Consider the following 17120-nt stretch of genomic DNA (forward strand, 5'->3'; position numbering starts at 1 on the left):
CGCCTCAGATCATTTCTTCGCCGCCCTTGCCGCCGAGGACGATTTCCCCGGCTTCGGCCATACGGCGGGCGATGGTGAGGATTTCCTTCTGCGCCGACTCGACGTCGCTGACACGCACCGGGCCCTTGGCTTCCAGGTCGTCGCGCAGCAGCTCGGCCGCGCGCTTGGACATGTTCTTGAAGACCTTCTCCTTGATCGCGTCGTCCGAGCCCTTGAGAGCCAGGACCAGCACGTCGGAGGACACTTCGCGCAGCAGCGCCTGGATGCCGCGGTCATCGACGTCGGCCAGGTTATCGAAGACGAACATGAGATCTTCGATCTGCGTAGAGAGGTCCTCGTCCACTTCGCGGATGGAGTCCATCAGTTGGCCTTCGACCGAGCTGTCGAGGAAGTTCATGATGTCCGCCGCGCGCTTCACGCCGCCCATGGTGGTGCGGGTGGTGCTGGCGTTGCCGGCGAACTGCTTCTCGAGGATCAGGTTGAGTTCCTTGAGCGCGGACGGTTGCACGGTATTGAGCGACGACACGCGCAGGACGATGTCCAGGCGGACCTTGTGGTCGAAGTGGCTGAGCACTTCGGCGGCCTGGTCCGGGTCGAGATAGGCGACCACGATGGCCTGGATCTGCGGGTGCTCGTAGCGGATCACGTCGGCCACGGCACGCGGCTCCATCCACTTCAGGCTGTCCAGGCCACTGGTGCTGCCGCCTAGCAAGATGCGGTCGATCAGGTTGTTGGCCTTGTCCTCACCCAGGGCCTGGGTGAGCATCTTGCGGATGTAGCCATCGGCACCGACGCCCAGGCTGGTCTGGTCGCCGACGATCTCGACGAACTCGCTCATCACCTGTTCCACCTGTTCGCGATGGATATTGCGCATCTGTGCCATGGCGACGCCGACCCGCTGCACTTCCTTCGGCCCCATGTGACGGAGCACCTGGGCGGCGTCGGTCTCGCCCAGGGACAGCAGCAGAATGGCGGCCTTGTCGACCTTGTTCAGCTTGGCGGGAGCGCGGTTATCACTCATCGGCGTTGATCCACTCTTTGACTACCAGGGCCACACGGCCAGGATCTTCGGCCACCAGGCTCTTGATGGCGTTGAGCTGCGCATCATACCCGTCGCTCGGGCTGGGCAGGAGGATGCTTTGCGGGCCGCCCAGGCTGACGCGGTCATCCGACAGCTCGCCCGATAGCCCCATCTCGCCCAGGTCGGCATCGCCGCGACCGCCGTCCAGGTCCCTGGACTTGCCGGTGCCACTGATGTTGTTCAGCACCGGGCGCAGCACACCGAATACCAGCACCAGGATGAAGAGCACGCCCAGCACTTGCTTCACCACATCCCAGAACCAGGGCTGGGTGTAGAAGGGAATGTCGATGACTTCTTCGCCGCTGTCGTTCATGAAGGCGGTGTTGATCACGCTGACGCTATCGCCGCGGCTGGCGTCGTAGCCCACCGAGTCCTGCACCAGGCGGGTGAAGCGAGCAATCTCGTCGGCGGTCCAGGGCACTCGCGTGGTTTCGCCAGTCTGTGCGTCGACCTTCACCTGATCGTCCAGAACCACCGCGACAGAAAGCCGGCGCAGGCGGCCCTGCTGCTGCTTGGTGTAACTGATGGAACGGTCCAGCTCGAAGTTGCGGGTGGTCTGATCGCGCTTGTCTGTCGGGTACGGCGCGAGCATCGGCTTGCCAGTGGCTGGGTCGATGATCTGCTGGCCGTTGTCATCCAGCAGCGGCTGTCCCGGCTGCACGCCGGCCGTTGCTGACCCGGTGGCTTGCTGGGGTGCGGCGCCCGGCGCCGGTGGCTGGTTGGACAGCGCACCCGGCACGCCTTGCGGACCGCCGTTGTTCTGGCGCTCTTCGGCGAGCTTCTGCTCGCTGCGCAGGGCCGGTTGATCCGGGTTGTACATTTCGGAGGTGGATTCGACCGCGCTGAAATCCACGTCCGCGGATACTTCCGCCTTGTAGCGGCCATTGCCCAGCACCGGCTGCAGGATGCTGTGCACGCGCTGGGTGTACAGGGTTTCCATACGACGGGTGTAGTCGAACTGCTTGCCGGCCATAGTCAGCTCGGACAGTTCCTGCTGGTCGGACAGCAGGTTGCCTTTCTGGTCGACGACGGTGACCTGCGACTTCTCCAGTTCCGGCACGCTGGTCGCCACCAGGTTGACGATCGCCATTACCTGGCTCGGCTCAAGGGAGCGGCCCGGATAGAGTTCGACCAGAACCGAAGCGGTTGGCTTGCGCTCGTCACGGACGAACACCGAGCTCTTCGGAATGGCCAGGTGCACACGCGCACCCTTGACGTTGTTCAGACTGGAAATGGTGCGTGCCAGCTCTCCTTCCAGACCGCGGCGATAGCGGGTGGCCTCCATGAACTGGCTGGTACCGAGGCCCTGTTCCTTGTCGAGGATCTCGAAGCCGACAGTATTGTCGCTCGGCGCAACACCAGCGGCGGCGAGCTTCATGCGGGCACGGGCCAGGTCGTCTGACTTGACCAGCAGGGCGCCGGAGTTGGGCTCGATCTTGTAAGGGATGTCGGCCGCCCCCAGGGTTTCCACCACCTGGTTTGCGTCCATCCCGGACAAACTGCCGTACAGCGGGCGATAGTCCGGCTGCTGCGACCAGAGCACCACGGCAAAGCCGATGGCGACACTGGCGGCCAGGCCAACCAGGAGGCCAACCTGACGCAGCATGCTCATCTGCGAGAGGTTTTCCAGGAAGGACAGGCCGAACAGCGGCTTCTTCTCTCCCTGCGCTTCCGGCGCATCAGCCTTGGCAGGAACCTTTGCAACAGCGGCTTCAGCCATTTCTCAATCCGTCCTCAAACCGGCATCTGCATGATGTCTTGGTAGGCCTGGACCAGTTTGTTCCGCACCTGGGTCATGGCCTCGAAGGACACGCTGGCTTTCTGCGAGGCGATCATGACATCGGTGAGATCGACACCCTTCTGACCGACCTCGAATGCGGTGGCCATGTCGGTGGAAGCCTTCTGGGTTTCCGAAACCTTGTCGACCGCCTTGCCGAGCATGTCGGCGAAGCTCGGCGCACCGGCCTCGGGGGCTGCCACAGGGGCAGGCTTGGCACGGGCCATTGCGTCCATCTGCATGGAGCGCATTTCCAACATCAGGCGATTGAACTCAACACCCTGGCTCATCTCATTCCTCCAACTGTCGCGCTTTTTTGACGCTACGCGATCCGATGAAGGGGTATCTGCAACAAGGGTGCCAAAAGCTCAGGGACGGGTGTTACGGGGAAGGTTGCGAACTTGTAGGAGCGAGCTCTGCTCGCGAAAAAAACGCGCTCGGGCCGTTCGCAAGCAGAGCTCGCTCCTACGAAAGGTTTGCCGGGACTGGCCTTTCCGCCTCCGGCGTCAGCTGGCGTAAAGGTAGGCCTCTACATCCATTCCGGCGTCGCGCATCTGGGCCAGCTTGTAGCGCAGCGTACGCGGACTGATGCCGAGACGCTCCGCAGCTTCCTTACGACGGCCACGCTCGGAACGCAGAGTGTCGATGATCATCTGGAACTCATGGCGGCGCAGGTCATCGCCCAGCGCGCTTGGCGCCTCGGCAGGCATTGCGGCAACCGGTAGCGATACCACGGGGGCGGCAATCGGAAGCGACGTCACTGTCGGCATGGCCGGGATGATGGCCATGCCGATAGGCGCGGTCAGGCACAGGTCGTGGGGCTGGATGAGCCCGCCCTGCTGCAGGATCAGCGCGCGCTGCACGGCGTTGTCCAACTCGCGGACGTTGCCCGGCCAACCATGGGCCAGCAGGGCCGCATGAGCTTCGACGGAGAAGCGCACGGCAGCGTGATTCATTTTTTTGACGTGTTTCGCAAGCAGGCGCTCGGCCAGCGGCAGGATATCCGCCGGACGTTCCCGCAGCGGGCGCCAAGCCAGCGGGAAAACCGAAAGGCGGTAATAGAGGTCTTCGCGGAAACGCCCCGCCGCCACTTCCCCGGCGAGGTCGCGGTTAGTGGTGGCGAGCACGCGGATATCCAGGCTGATCGGCCTGCGCGCGCCGACCCTTTCCACTTCGCGCTCTTGCAGTACCCGCAACAACTTGGCCTGCAGGCCCAATGGCATTTCGGAAATCTCGTCGAGCAGGATGGTGCCGCCATCGGCCATCTCGAACTTGCCCGGAGCACTGGCAATTGCGCCTGTGAAGGCACCCTTCTCGTGACCGAACAGAGTGGCTTCGAGCATGTTGTCCGGAATCGCCGCGCAGTTGATGGCGATGAAGGGGCCGTTGGCACGGGTCGACTGCTGGTGGATGTACTGCGCCAGCACCTCCTTGCCAGTGCCAGACTCGCCCGAGATGAGCACTGTGGAGTCACTGCGCGCCACACGAGCGGCCAGTTCCAGCAATTGACGGCTGGCCGGCTCCAGGGCGACCGGACCATCGCTGGTGAGCTGGGTTACACGCCCCAGCGCATGGCGCGCCACAAGGTCCAGCAGGGTGTTGGGTTCGAACGGTTTTACCAGGTAGTCGGCGGCGCCCTGACGCATGGCATCCACCGCTCGCTCCACCGCGCCGAATGCAGTCATCAGCAATACCGGAAGCTGCGGGAAACGCTGGCGAACGACGGCGAGCAACTGGTGGCCGTCCATGCCGGGCATGTTGACGTCGCTCACCATCAGGCCGAAGGACTCTTCACCCAGTGCCACCAGCGCGGTTTCGGCACAGTCCACGGCGCGGAAGTCGTAACCACCGATCAGCAGCGTGTCCGCCAGGGCTTCACGCAGGGCGCGGTCATCTTCGACCAGCAGAATTTTGGCAGTCATCGTCCTTACTCCTGTGTAACCGACTGCGCCGCGGGAATCAGCGGCAGGACCAGGGTGGCGCAGGTACCGCGACCGGGTCGCGAGCGCAACTTCAGCTCGCCCTGATGGGCACGCGCCACCGCTTTGACCACAGCCAGCCCGAGGCCGGTACCGGTGGTCTTGGTGGTGAAAAAGGGTTCGCCCAGGCGCGCCAGGGTAGCGGCGTCGATGCCCGGGCCGTTGTCACTGATGGACAGCCGCAAGTCGCCGCCGCGCCTATAGAGGTGGACCTTGAGACGCAGATCACGTCCTGCGGCCTGGTTGGCGTTCTCGATCAGATTGAGCATCGCGCCCACCAGGGTGTCGCGATTGCACAGCACCTCTCCCCCGGTCAGATCGCACTGCCAGCGCACTTCCTTGCCTTCCACATGGGACTCCGCCGAGGCGCGCAGTGCGGAGAACACGGCAGATGGTGCCAGGCGATCCGGCAGCGGCAGTTCGCCGCGCGCAAACACAAGCATGTCGCGGACCTGGTGCTCCAGCTCATGCAGGCGCTCTTTCAGGCGCCCGGCAAACCGCTGCTGCTGATCCGTCGGCAAGACCTGCTGGGTCAGGTGGCTGGCATAGAGCAAGGCCGCAGAAAGCGGCGTCCGAATCTGATGGGCCAGGGAGGCGACCATGCGCCCCAGGGCGGAAAGACGCTCATGACGGGACAGCTGATCCTGCAGGCGACGGGTTTCCGTCAGGTCTGTGAGCAAGACCAACTGGCCGGGTTCGGCATTCAGGGAGCGAGTGGCAATGGAAAGGCGGCGGCCGTCCTTGAGGGAGATTTCATGGCCGTCGTCTTCACGCGGGGCAAAGTTACGAGCGATCACTTCGCGCCAGAGCATGCCGACCAGGGGCTGGCCAAGCAGGTTGCGCGCCACCGGATTGGCTTCCCGCACCACACCCTGCCCATCGATCACGATGACGCCACCCGGTAGCAGGTCCAGCAGGCTTTGCAGGCGGTTGGCCAGGCGTTCCTTCTCCGCCAGCTCCTGCATCCGCTGGGCACTGACCAGGGCCAACTGCCCCTTCAGTTCAGTGACTCGCGCCTCCAGCATGCTGTAGGACTCACTGAGCTGAGCCGACATCTGGTTGAACAGCGCGAACGCCTGCTCAAGGCCGGCGCGGCTGGCCTGCTCAGCGGGGGCGTTTTCCGGATTCTGTGCGGGGGTTACTGCCTGGCTCATTGCTCTTCTCTCGCTCCATCGACCGTCAGCAGACGGTCGGTCGAGGGAGAGATAGCAATACTCGTGCCTAAAATTTAGTCCTTCAAAAACAAGGACTTGGAAAAAGCGGAATTATTCTTCCGCCAATTCCTCGTCGCGACGGCTCATGCCGTACTTTCGCATCTTCTCCACCAGGGTGGTGCGGCGGATACGCAGGCGCTCGGCGGCACGGGCCACTACGCCGGAGGCGTCGTCCAGCGCCTGCTGGATCAGACCTTGCTCGAGGTTGCCGAGGTAGTCCTTGAGATCCAGCCCCTCGGGCGGCAGCAGCGCCGGCGAGGCAACGCCGGGCAGGCCGGCGCCGATGGCCGAACGCTCTTCGATTTCCTCGCGCAAACTGGCCTTGAGCTGCTCATCCTCGTCATCCACATGGCGGAATTTCTTCGGCAGTTCGCTGACGCCGATGACGCCATAGGGATGCATGATCGCCATGCGCTCCACCAGGTTCGCCAGTTCACGGACGTTGCCCGGCCAGTCGTGGTTGCACAGGGACATGATGGCGGCGGAATTGAAGCGAATCGAACCGCGCTTCTCGTGCTCCATACGCGAGATGAGCTCGTTGATCAGCAGCGGAATGTCTTCCACCCGCTCGCGCAGCGGCGCCATCTCGATGGGGAAGACATTGAGACGGTAGTAGAGATCTTCGCGGAAGCTGCCCGCCTCGATCATCTGCTCGAGGTTCTTGTGGGTGGCAGCGATGATGCGCACATCGACATTCTGGGTCTTGTTGCTACCCACGCGCTCGAAGGTACGTTCTTGCAGCACCCGCAGCAGCTTGACCTGCATCGGCAGCGGCATGTCGCCGATCTCGTCGAGGAACAGGGTGCCGCCGTTGGCCAGCTCGAAGCGCCCTGCCCGGCTGGTGATGGCGCCGGTGAAGGCCCCCTTCTCATGACCGAAGAGTTCGCTTTCCAGCAGCTCTGCCGGAATGGCGCCGCAATTGACCGGTACGAACGGGGCTTCGCGACGCTTGGAATGGTAGTGAAGGTTACGCGCCACAACTTCCTTGCCGGTGCCGGACTCACCAAGAATCAGCACGCTGGCGTCGGTATCGGCCACCTGCTGCATCATCTGCCGGACTTGTTGAATGGCGCGACTAGTGCCAACCAGGCTGCGGAACAGGTTGGGTTCGCGCTGGCGGCCACGCTCGCGGGCGTGATCGTACATTTCGCGATAGACCTGGGCGCGATGCAGGGAGTCGAGCAGCTTGTTGTAGCTGGGCGGCATCTCCAGGTTGGTCAGCAGGCGACGGCGCAAATCTTCCGGCCAATCCATCTGGGGCTGGTCACCGATCAGCAGCACTGGCAGGAACTCGTCCCAAGCCAGCAACTGCTTGATCAGCTCGAGCACGCCACCCTTGGCACTCACCTCGCCGAGCATGACGCAAAGAACGTCACGGCTGGAGTTCAGGGAACCCGTCACGTCGCGCCAGTCGTGGCTGGCACAGTCCAGGTACTCTTCCCCGAGGAAATTCAGGATCACCGCGAAGTCGCGGCGGCGATCGCTATTGTCGTCGATCAGCAGAATCTTGGTTTCACGCCACATTGTCTAGTTCTTGCTTTTAGGGCTGAACGCCGCGCTCCGCGACGCATGGACAGACGGTGCTTCCCGAAGGTGGGTTTGACCGGCAATTGGCCACTAGTAAAGTGAAAAACCCTTGCCGAGTCAATTTTATGGCGTGCTTTTTTTGGTCGAGCCGACGGAATGGCTAAGCGGTTGTCGGAGCAATATCGAACTAATGGCAGATGGGAACTGTCCAGCCATCAGCCGAACAACTTGTAGACCTTGGCGCCCTGCTGAGCCTGATTGATCTGAACCAGCTCGCAGGCAATGCGCTGCTGTTCGGCCTGGCAGATCTCCACCAGTTCACGGTAGAGCGACAGCAGCTCCTGCATGCGAGCGCCGAGTACCTCGACATCGTCCACGGCATCGACCATGGCGTCATCGACGGCCTGGCGGCAGAGCTGGTCCAGCTCACCGATGGCTGCCCAGTCCTGGCGAGCCAAGGCATCGCGCAGGGCGCTGCCGGTTGCTTCAAGACGCTGGACTGATGCATTCATTGGAATTCTCCTGCCAACCCGGACGGCATCACTGGGCAATGCCATCCCATCCGGTTTTCACGTTACGCAGCAACCCTGCCACTTCGTCCACCAGCGCAGCGTCGCTTTTCAGGTTCGCTTCGAGCAGGCGGGACACCATGTACTCGTAGAGTGCATCGAGGTTGGCTGCGATATCGCCGCCCTGCTCGAAGTTCAGGCCATCACGCAGACCGCCAATGATAGCGATTGCTTTGCCGATCAGCTCGCCTTTTTGCGCGAGCTGACCACGCTCGATGGCGCCGCGAGCCTGGGCCAGGCGAGTAAGGCCACCTTCCATGAGCATCTGGATCAGCCGGTGGGGGCTGGCATCCACGGCCTGGGCCTGGGTGTTCACGGATTGGTACTGCTTGAGGGCCGCCATCGCGTTCATGGTGTTTTGCCTTGATGTCTGACTGAATACCTTGTGTATCGGTCAGCCCAGGCAAAGCTTTAGCCAGGAATTACATCAATCTCATGACTTTCATCCTGGCTGATGGCATCCCAGGCCGACTTGATTTCGCTAAGCAAGGACTCGACTTCATCCAAGCGGCGGGACGTTGTGTCAAGAGCGACACCAGCGAGCCGGCGTGTCATGTAGTCGTAGAGCGCATCCAGGTTATCGGCGATCTCACCACCCAACTCCCTGTCCAGGCCGGATTGCAAAGCAGCGATAATGCTAAGTGTGCTGCCCACAGCCAGCCCACGAACCTCGGCGTTGCCTTCCTGTAGCGCCAGGCGCGCCAGCGATACACGCTCCAAGGCACCGCCCAGCAGCATCTGCACAGCCTGATAAGGCGAGACGCAAGAATTAGCCTTGACCTGTTTGTAGGTCTCGATTGGATTGCTCACGAACTTTTCACCAGGCCGGGGAGGCTCTTGAAGGCCTGCTCCATGCGACTACTGGTCTGATTCAACTGGCCAACCAGGCTGTCCATGGCGTTGAACTGCGCAAGCAGGCGAGTTTGCAGCTGCTCAACGCGGCGATCGAGCGCCTCGCGCTGCTCATCCACTGATTTCATCGTGCCATTAAGGCCAGTCATGCGCTGCTCGAGCACACCACCTGTCTGAGTATAGGGATCGAGCTTGGCGTTGAGCCGTCCCATCAGTCCGCTATCACCGGTAAAGAAGCTGGCGACTGATTCGTAGTTCTCGGTCAGTGCCTTACCCAGTTTGGCCTCATCGATTTTCAGGGTGCCATCCTGCTGTGTGGTGATACCCAGGTCGGCGAGAATACGAATGCCTCCATCGCCCGAAGCCTTCACTAGTTCGTTACGCACCGACGAGAGTAATGTGCGCACACTGGCATCCCCAACCAGCGCGCCAGTTACCGGTGCCTTGTCTTCCCCTACCTTGGTCACCGCGGTTAGCGACGACGTCGTACTGATCAGTTTGTTGTAAGCATCGACGAACTTCTGGATGTTGGCTTTTACGCCTGCAGTATCCTTGTCGACAGTCAAGGTGATCGGCTTGTTCGCCTCTGTGGGGGCAACCAGGTTTAGCGTTACACCCTCGATAGAGTCGGCGACACTGTTGCTAGCACTCTCCATGGCCAGTCCGTCAATGCTGAATCTTGCATTGGCCGCAACGGAGAGATGCACATTTGCCACCGGCGGAATGCCGCTATCAGGGTCGTACTGTGCGATATCCAGGGCGGCCAAATCGCCTGTGCCAGTCATCCCCAGATTGGCGTCGTCGCCGGTCTTGGCCGAGGCCAGCACGAGGCGAGACGTCGCCGGACTAGTGGAAGAGTCGGTCACGATATTGGCAGTGACACCCTTGTCCTTGAGCTGGGTGTTTATAGCATCGCGGATGTCCTTGAGCGAAGCGTTCGCAGCGATATTGACAGGGGCGAGGTCGGTGGCACCTAGCTTGATGGTCAAGGTTCCGCCACTCGCGAAGGTTGTGGAGGACGTACCGTTGATGGCGGCCGTTGCCACCTTGCTGGACGAGGCCAGGCGCTCGACATCGATCTTGTAGGTGCCCGCCAGCGCGGCCTGGGTGGTGGTAGCACTCACCAGCTTGGAGTCGGAAGAGGTCGCGGTGCGCTTGGAGAACAGCTCCGGCTTGTTCAAGTCCTTGAGGGCGCTCTGCAAGTCGGCAATTGCACTCTTGAGTTGACCGACTCCCGTGATCTTGGCTGTAGTGGCCCTCTCCAGGCGCGCAAGTTGCGACTCTTTGGGCGCCTTCTCCGCGGCAACCAGGCTGGACACAATCGACTGGATATCCAGGCCTGAGTTGATGCCGCTGATGGTAGTCGATGCCATTTTTCCTTACCTCGTCAGTGCATTGACGCTGAGCCGTCGATTGGCCACTTGAATCAAAAACCGTGCCGTCTTTCCACACGCCGGCTTACCGGCGAGACGGCCTGCGTCCCTGGAACCTCAGGCCTCCGCCTTGAACAACAGACTGCGCGCCTCTTCAAGACTCTCAGCCAACTGCAGCGCCTCTTCCGAAGGGATCTGCCGGATCACTTCACCGGACGCCGCATCGGTCACCTTGACCACCACGCGCCCAGAGGAATCGTCCAGCGTAAAACTGAGATTGCGGCTGATGCTCTGGGTAAAGCTTTCGATGGTCGAAACTGCCTGCTCCACCGACCGTGTGGCTGCCGTGTGGCTGCCGATGGCATCCACAACATTGCTTAGTACGGCAACTCGGCTGGCACCGTCTGGTTCTTTGGTGGATTCACTGACAACCAACCGACGTGCGGAGCTGGCGGGCAATCCATTCAAACTGATTACGTCCATTTCTTTACCTCTCATGGCAAGACGGGGAGAAGCGCAAGCGCTTCCCCCCGTTGTGAGGCCTTACCAGCTCCGAGGTTAGCGGAGCAGGCTCAGTACCGCCTGCGGCAACTGGTTGGCCTGAGCCAGGATCGCCGTACCAGCTTGCTGCAGCACCTGGTTCTTGGTCATGGTGGCAGTTTCCGCTGCGAAGTCGGTGTCCTGGATACGGCTGCGTGCAGCAGTTGCGTTCTCACCGATGTTCTGCAGGTTGGAGATGGTGTTGTCGAAGCGGTTCTGCACGGCACCGAGCTCGGCACGGGAGCTATCGATGAAGCTCAGGGCGGAGTCGAGCACATCCAGGGCCTTCTGGGCACCGATGGCGGTGGTGATGTCGACCTTATCGACGGTCGCCATGGTGCTGAGCTGGGCGTTTGCCGCATCAACCGCGGTGTTGGATGCAGTCGAGGTAAAGGCCTTGCTGCTGTTCAGTTTGACCACACCCATGGCACGAGTCGAGTCGTTGGTACCTTGAGTCAGGCCAACGGTGTCGACAGCGGCACCGGTGCCGTCGTAACCATAGGTGGTCAGGTTGACGGTGGCGCCGGCTGTGGTGTGGTTGAAACCTTCGATGACAATGTCGTCACCGCGTTCACTGGTCATCTTCAGCACGCCAGCGTCGATAACAGCAGAGATACCGGTCTGCCCTGTCTTGGAGTTGATCTCGGTAGCCAGCGCGCTCATGTCGGTGGTGGTAACGGTGGCGCGAATGGCGATGCTGCTGGAGTTGGCGCCGGTCAGGTTGAAGGCCACTTCGCCACCGGCGCTCAAACCGCTCAACCCCACCACGGTACGCGCATCAGCGGATACGTTGGTGGTACCGGTCTCGGCGTTGATCGAGTCGGCGGCAGCCTTGGCGCTGCTACCGGCAACGCTGATCGCGGTGCTGGTGCCGGCGGAGCCGTTGATGGTCACGGTGCCGGCAACGTTGTTGGCGGCGGCGGTAGCAGCAGCCGCGGTGGCACGCCCCAGACCAATGTTGGCTGCGGTACCGGCCAGGGTGCGACTGTTGTTGCCCAGGTTGCTAGCGCGGTAGTTGCCCAGGGTCACGTTGATAGTTTCAAAGGCGTTTGCACCAACCTGGAAGGACTGCGAGCCAAAGGTACCGTCGAGGATCTTGCGGCCGCCGAAGCTGGTGGTGTCAGCAATTCGGTTGAGCTCCTGCTGAAGTTGGGTCACTTCGTCCTGCAGGGCGCGACGTTCAGTCGAAGCGTTCGAGCCATTGGCGGACTGCAGGGACAGGTCGCGCATGCGCTGCAGGATGTTGGTGGACTGCTGCATGGCGCCTTCAGCGGTCTGTGCCAGCGAGATACCGTCATTGGCGTTGCGCACGGCAACGTTCAGGCCGTTGACCTGGCTGGTCAGGCGGTTGGAAATCTGCAGGCCAGCGGCATCGTCCTTGGCGCTGTTGATGCGCAGCCCAGTGGACAGGCGTTGCATGGAGTTGTTCAGCGCATTGGACGAGTTGTTCATGTTGCGCTGAGTATTGAGGGACGCGATGTTGGTATTGACGGTCAAAGCCATGATGTTGTCCTCCGAGGACTTCGTGTTTGCCTGAGCCTGCGACCTTGGGCGGGCAGTACCCAGGCTCCCTTAAAGTTCGCATTCGTGATTTGTATCGGCGCCTGATCGGAGAGCTTTAGGCTGATTTCAGAATTTTTTCTTTTTTTTTGTTTTGCCTGTATTGACAAGCACTTAGCCTGCTGTGACGAGCGGAGAAGTACCGCAGATCAACGCATCTGATTGAACAGGTTCAGGCTGCTGATCTTCATGTAGCTCTGCTGAGCCGCTTCGAGAATGATCGACTGGAAGGACAGGCGCGACAGCGCCTCGGCATAGTCCAGCTCGCGCAACTCCGCCTGCACGGCCTGGTTCACCAGGGTCACGTCTTCATTGTCGGTCTGGGTGGACTCCATCACGTTCAGGCGCGCACCAATGTCGCCGCGCACCGAGTCCACAACAGTGATGCCGTTGTCCAGGTTGAGCAGCGCCTCCGCAACGGAGTCACGAACCTGGCGGTTGCCGGTCGGCGTGTCGGGCGTGCTTTCCAGCGCCCTGCGCAGGGTGGCAATAGTGTCGAGGATGCCTTGCTTCTGCCGGTTTGGTTGAGGCGTGATCTCGAGGGTCTCGCCGCCCACTGCCAATCCGTCGAACTTGATATTGACGCCTCGGAAGACCACCTGATCCGACGTACTGACGTCAGCGTCGATTGCCCCGCTGGCAAGCACAGGAGTGGTAGTGCCCAGTTCAAAAATTTCGTAACTGCTTGCGTTCGGGTTGCCAAACACGATCTGCACGCCGGCATCAGGAAATGGCGGGGTGCCAGAGAAGGAAACCTCGTCCTGCACCAATGCCGCCGAGGGCGTCAGGGTGGAGCCCGCAGGGCTGGTGGTCAGGGTGCTGTCCAGCCGTCCTGCGTTGATCACGTTCTGGAAAACACGCTTGCCGTTGTCACTGATGGCCAACTGCAAGGAGCTTGCGATCTGCAACTTGCGCTGGCCTTCGTCGCCTTCGTAGCTATAGCTGCCGTCGGCATTGCGCACGAACGGCTGGGTCTTGCCCTGGAAGCCGGCGAAAAGATATTCGCCGCGCGAGTTGCGTGTATTCATCAGGCTCAGCAGCTCGTCCTCGCGCTCCTCGAGTTCAGCCGCAATGGACCGTCGGTCCTCGGCGCTGAGGGCGCCGTTGCCTGCCTCCCCCGCCAGCTCGCGCACGCGCTGGAGCACGGTATTGACCGAGTTCAGCGTCACCTCTTCCTGGGTCAGGCTGTTCTTGGCCGCCGTCAGGTTGGAAGCGTATTGATCCAGAACGCCCTGCTGCTGGTCCAGTTGCAGCAGGCGCACCGAAGCCACGGGATCGTCCGCCGGCGTGAGGATGCGGTTGCCGGTGCTGATCTGTTCCTGGGTACGGGTGACGTTCGCGTAATTCCGCTGCAGGCCCGACACCCCATTGTTGTACTGCTGAATGGTGGAAATGCGCATCGCAGGCTCCGTTAGCGGAAGGTGCTCATCAAGGTATCGAACAGGCTTCGGGCAACTTGAATCACTTGCGACGAGGCGTTGTAGTACTGCTCGAACTTGATCAGGTTGGCTGCCTCTTCGTCGAGGCTCACCGCCGAGAGCGAGTCACGGTTATCCGTGGCCTGCTTGAGGATCGCCGTACTGGCTTCGCTGTCTACCCGGGCCTGAGCGGTCAGGGTGCCTACGCGCTCCACCAGGTCACCATAGCTGTCGGAGAAGCTGGAACCGGTGCCGCCAACCAGGGCGTCGACACCGACTGCGGCCTTGTTCTGCAGGTCCACCAGCTTGAGCGCGTTACGGTTATCGGAGACGCCATTGGTGCTCATGGCGAGGCTGAAGGTGTCGCCGGTTTCCGCACGTCCGCTGAAGCTCTGCGTGATCTGGTATTCCTGCGTGGTGGCCGGCGTGCCGGTGGTGACCGAAACGGTATAGCTCAGTTGGTTGGTCTGCCCCGGCGTCACGTTCAGGGTTCCGGACGGCGGCTGGGTGATGGTCACGCCAGGCGGCAGGCCAGAGAAACTCAAGCTCCCCGGAGTGCCCGCCGTGTAATTCATGGTGATGGATGAGATCGCTGCCAGGTGCGCCTGGCTCATGGGGTTGAGCGTATTGGTGATGCTGGGCTGGCCGATAGCGCCGGTGCCCTTGTTCTGTACGTTCGCCTCGGAATGCAGCGGTGCGGCGAATGCCAACTGGTCCGCCTGGTCCAGCACGGTATTGATGTCCTTGGCGGCGGTGCGCGTCGGCTGCAGCAGGAACTTGTCGCCGGTGGTGGGCGTCGGCACACCCAGGGCGATCTGGAAGCCCTGGTCGCGACCTGCGCTGTCTTTGATCGTCAGCGTGCCGGACGGCGTGCTGTCACTGACCACCATCTCCTGGTTGTCGCTCAGGCGGCGCACCGTATAGGGCGGCGTCGCCGTGGCGTCGTACTCCATCTGGTAGTCGCTGGTGCTGAGCAGGCTGGTATTGGTGATGTTCAGGGCTGGCTGGGCATTACTGTTGCCGGCGAAGGCCTTGACCCGCAGCGCCGCCAGGGCCGGGTCGTTGTAGTTGCCGAACAGCGCAGCCCCCACCTTCCCCTTCAGGTCCAGGCCCTGGCCGAGCTGGGTGTTGACCTGGTCGCTGATCGACATGGCCAGGCGCCCCAGTGTGTTCAGGCTGGAGTCCAGGGTCTCGTTGCGGTAGCGGATCAGGCCACCCAGTTCGCCGCCGCTGAGCAGCGTGGTGACGCCCTGACGGGAATCGCCGCTGACGAACTCCAGCTCGAAACGGCTGGGGTCGCCCTTGCCGGGCACCGCTTCCAGGCGGTTGGCGCTGCTACCCACCACCAGCGGCTGTCCGGTGCCGACGAAAATGCTCTGGGTGCCGTCACTCTGCGGTACCACGCTGACGCCCACGTAGGTGGAAAGCTGACGGATCGCCTCCTCACGGGAGTCCAGCAGGTCATTGGGTACCTGGCCGTTGGATGACGCGACCGCGATGGCATCGTTGAGACTGGCGATGGAGCCGGCCAGGCGGTTCACCTGGTCCGCCACCGACGACATCTGCTTGTTCAGCGAGTCGTTCTGCGCGCTCAGCCGGTCGTAGACGGTATTGAAACGTCGAGCCAACCCTTCGGCCTCGGACAGCACCAGTTGCCGCGCCGGCATATTGGCGGGGTCTTCGGCGGCGGTCTGCATGGCCGCGAAGAAGCTCTTCAACGACGGTGTAATGCCGGTGGTGGTGCCGGACAACAGCGAATCGAGCTGGTCGATCTGGCTCTTGTAGGCATCCACATCGCTGCTCAGCGACGTGGTGTTGCGCAGCTGGGCAGTGAGGAACTCGCTATAGCTGCGACGGATATCCGTCAGGGTGACGCCGCTGCCGATGTAACCCGAGCCGGAGAACTGCGGCAGGGTCGTCGACTGGGTCGCGCTCTGCCGGGTGAATCCGGGGGTGTTGACGTTGGAGATGTTGTGGCCGGTGACGGTGAGCTGCGTCTGGCTCACGCGAAGCCCCGACAGGCCAATGTTCAGTAAGTCAGCCATGACTCAAGCCTCATATCCTGGTGGTCGTGCTGTCGACTGCAGCAACGGCCTGGTAAACCTGCATACCGCGGGCAATCTGGGAAATCTTGCGGGCGTACTGCGGATCAGTGGCGTAGCCGGCCTTCTGCAGTTCGCGGACGAACTGCTCCGGCTTCTCGGCGGAATCCAGCGCGTCCTGGTAGCGATCGTTGTTCTGCAGGAAGCTCACGTAGTCGTGGAAGCTCTGCTCGAAGGAGTTGTAGGAACGGAACGATGCCGCTTCCTTGACCGCTTTGCCGCCCTTGTACTCGGTGGTCATCACCCGCGCCGAATCGCCGTCCCAGCTCTTGTGCGCCTTGATGCCGAACAGGTTGTGACTGCTGGTGCCATCGCCCTCGCGGATGATCGACTTGCCCCAGCCGGTTTCCAGGGCGGCCTGGGCTACCAGGTAACGGGGGTCGACGCCGATTCGCTCGGCGGCCTTCTCGGCCATTGGCAACAGGGTTTCGATGAACTCGTTGCGCGACGCGAACACGCGCTTGCCCGTTCCTTTGGCGCTTTCAACTTCTTCGGCGCCGACTACTTCGCGCTCGGGCGCGGCATAGGTCTTGGCAGGGGTCCAGTCACTGCCGGCCAGCGAAGTACCGGCAAGCTGCTCGGGCGACGGCACGATACCCGCTGCCTGGCGATCGCTCAGCTTGCCGGGCAATGCCAGGCGACGCTGATTGAGCAGCCTGGAATCGTCGCGCTCGGCGAAGCCCGAGGCTTCCGCCTTCGCCACCTGCTTGCTGCCCTGCGCAGGCCAGTTGGCCTGGACGCCGGACTGCACTTGCGCGAAGGGGTTGGGCCCCGTCGACTTGTTGGTCTTGGACAGCTGTCGGGTCAGCACATCGGCCAGGCCGACGCCGCCCTGCTTCGACAAGGTCACGGCCAACTGCTGATCGTGCATTTCCTGGTAAGTCTTGGTTTCGTTGCTGTTCAGGTAGTTGCCTTCGGCGAAGGCTTCACCCGCCTGACGCATGGACTTCATCATTTCGTTGAGGAACAGCGACTCGAACTCCTGGGCCACCTTGCGGATGTTGCCCTCGCTGTCGCGATCCTTGCCGGCCTTGAATTGGCTGAGCCGGTTCAGGTCGGTATAGGCGCCGCTATCCAACCTGGAGCCGGAAGCGAGGCCTGCGGAGAGTTTCGAGTTCATCGCCTTTC

At 61.9% G+C, this 17120-nt stretch carries 15 protein-coding genes; all 15 read right to left on the reverse strand.

Annotation, left to right across the window (positions count from 1 at the left end):
* Positions 1-4: 4 nt before the first annotated feature.
* A complete protein-coding gene (gene fliG, locus E8E75_RS25835) occupies positions 5-1021 on the reverse strand; it encodes a flagellar motor switch protein FliG (protein WP_120649940.1) in 1017 nt (338 codons plus the stop codon).
* On the reverse strand, positions 1014-2801 hold the full coding sequence (gene fliF / locus E8E75_RS25840) for a flagellar basal-body MS-ring/collar protein FliF (protein WP_153917399.1): 1788 nt from the start codon (positions 2799-2801) through the stop codon (positions 1014-1016). Before fliF ends, fliG begins: the two co-directional genes overlap by 8 nt.
* A 14-nt stretch (positions 2802-2815) precedes the next feature.
* Positions 2816-3148 (reverse strand): flagellar hook-basal body complex protein FliE, encoded by a 333-nt coding sequence (gene fliE, locus E8E75_RS25845; protein WP_120649938.1) that lies wholly within the window; start codon positions 3146-3148, stop codon positions 2816-2818.
* Positions 3149-3364: 216 nt separating this feature from the next.
* Positions 3365-4780 (reverse strand): sigma-54 dependent transcriptional regulator, encoded by a 1416-nt coding sequence (locus tag E8E75_RS25850; RefSeq protein WP_120649937.1) that lies wholly within the window; start codon positions 4778-4780, stop codon positions 3365-3367.
* Between the two features lie 5 nt (positions 4781-4785).
* Entirely contained in the window at positions 4786-5991 is a 1206-nt protein-coding gene (locus E8E75_RS25855) for an ATP-binding protein (RefSeq protein ID WP_120649936.1), read from the reverse strand.
* A 111-nt stretch (positions 5992-6102) separates the two neighbouring features.
* Positions 6103-7575 (reverse strand): sigma-54 dependent transcriptional regulator, encoded by a 1473-nt coding sequence (locus tag E8E75_RS25860; protein ID WP_120649935.1) that lies wholly within the window; start codon positions 7573-7575, stop codon positions 6103-6105.
* Positions 7576-7793: 218 nt separating this feature from the next.
* Complete coding sequence (locus tag E8E75_RS25865) at positions 7794-8090, reverse strand: flagellar protein FliT (RefSeq protein ID WP_120649934.1); 297 nt, start codon at positions 8088-8090, stop codon at positions 7794-7796.
* A gap of 28 nt (positions 8091-8118) precedes the next feature.
* Positions 8119-8499 (reverse strand): flagellar export chaperone FliS, encoded by a 381-nt coding sequence (gene fliS, locus E8E75_RS25870; RefSeq protein WP_028626539.1) that lies wholly within the window; start codon positions 8497-8499, stop codon positions 8119-8121.
* 59 nt (positions 8500-8558) lie between these two features.
* On the reverse strand, positions 8559-8957 hold the full coding sequence (gene fliS / locus E8E75_RS25875; RefSeq protein WP_280359887.1) for a flagellar export chaperone FliS: 399 nt from the start codon (positions 8955-8957) through the stop codon (positions 8559-8561).
* Positions 8954-10372: a flagellar filament capping protein FliD gene (gene fliD / locus E8E75_RS25880; RefSeq protein ID WP_153917397.1), complete on the reverse strand. Its 1419-nt coding sequence runs from the start codon at positions 10370-10372 to the stop codon at positions 8954-8956. Before fliD ends, fliS (E8E75_RS25875) begins: the two co-directional genes overlap by 4 nt.
* A 117-nt stretch (positions 10373-10489) precedes the next feature.
* Positions 10490-10855 (reverse strand): flagellar protein FlaG, encoded by a 366-nt coding sequence (locus E8E75_RS25885; protein WP_153917396.1) that lies wholly within the window; start codon positions 10853-10855, stop codon positions 10490-10492.
* 75 nt (positions 10856-10930) lie between these two features.
* Positions 10931-12415, reverse strand: a complete 1485-nt coding sequence (locus E8E75_RS25890; RefSeq protein WP_153917394.1) for a flagellin — start codon at positions 12413-12415, stop codon at positions 10931-10933.
* Positions 12416-12621: 206 nt separating this feature from the next.
* On the reverse strand, positions 12622-13872 hold the full coding sequence (flgL, locus tag E8E75_RS25895; protein WP_153917392.1) for a flagellar hook-associated protein FlgL: 1251 nt from the start codon (positions 13870-13872) through the stop codon (positions 12622-12624).
* An 11-nt stretch (positions 13873-13883) separates the two neighbouring features.
* Positions 13884-15935, reverse strand: a complete 2052-nt coding sequence (gene flgK / locus E8E75_RS25900; RefSeq protein WP_153917390.1) for a flagellar hook-associated protein FlgK — start codon at positions 15933-15935, stop codon at positions 13884-13886.
* A gap of 10 nt (positions 15936-15945) precedes the next feature.
* Entirely contained in the window at positions 15946-17112 is a 1167-nt protein-coding gene (gene flgJ, locus E8E75_RS25905; protein WP_153917388.1) for a flagellar assembly peptidoglycan hydrolase FlgJ, read from the reverse strand.
* Positions 17113-17120: the final 8 nt, after the last annotated feature.

The organism is Pseudomonas sp. BN606 (genome assembly GCF_029873115.1).
Lineage (GTDB): Bacteria > Pseudomonadota > Gammaproteobacteria > Pseudomonadales > Pseudomonadaceae > Metapseudomonas.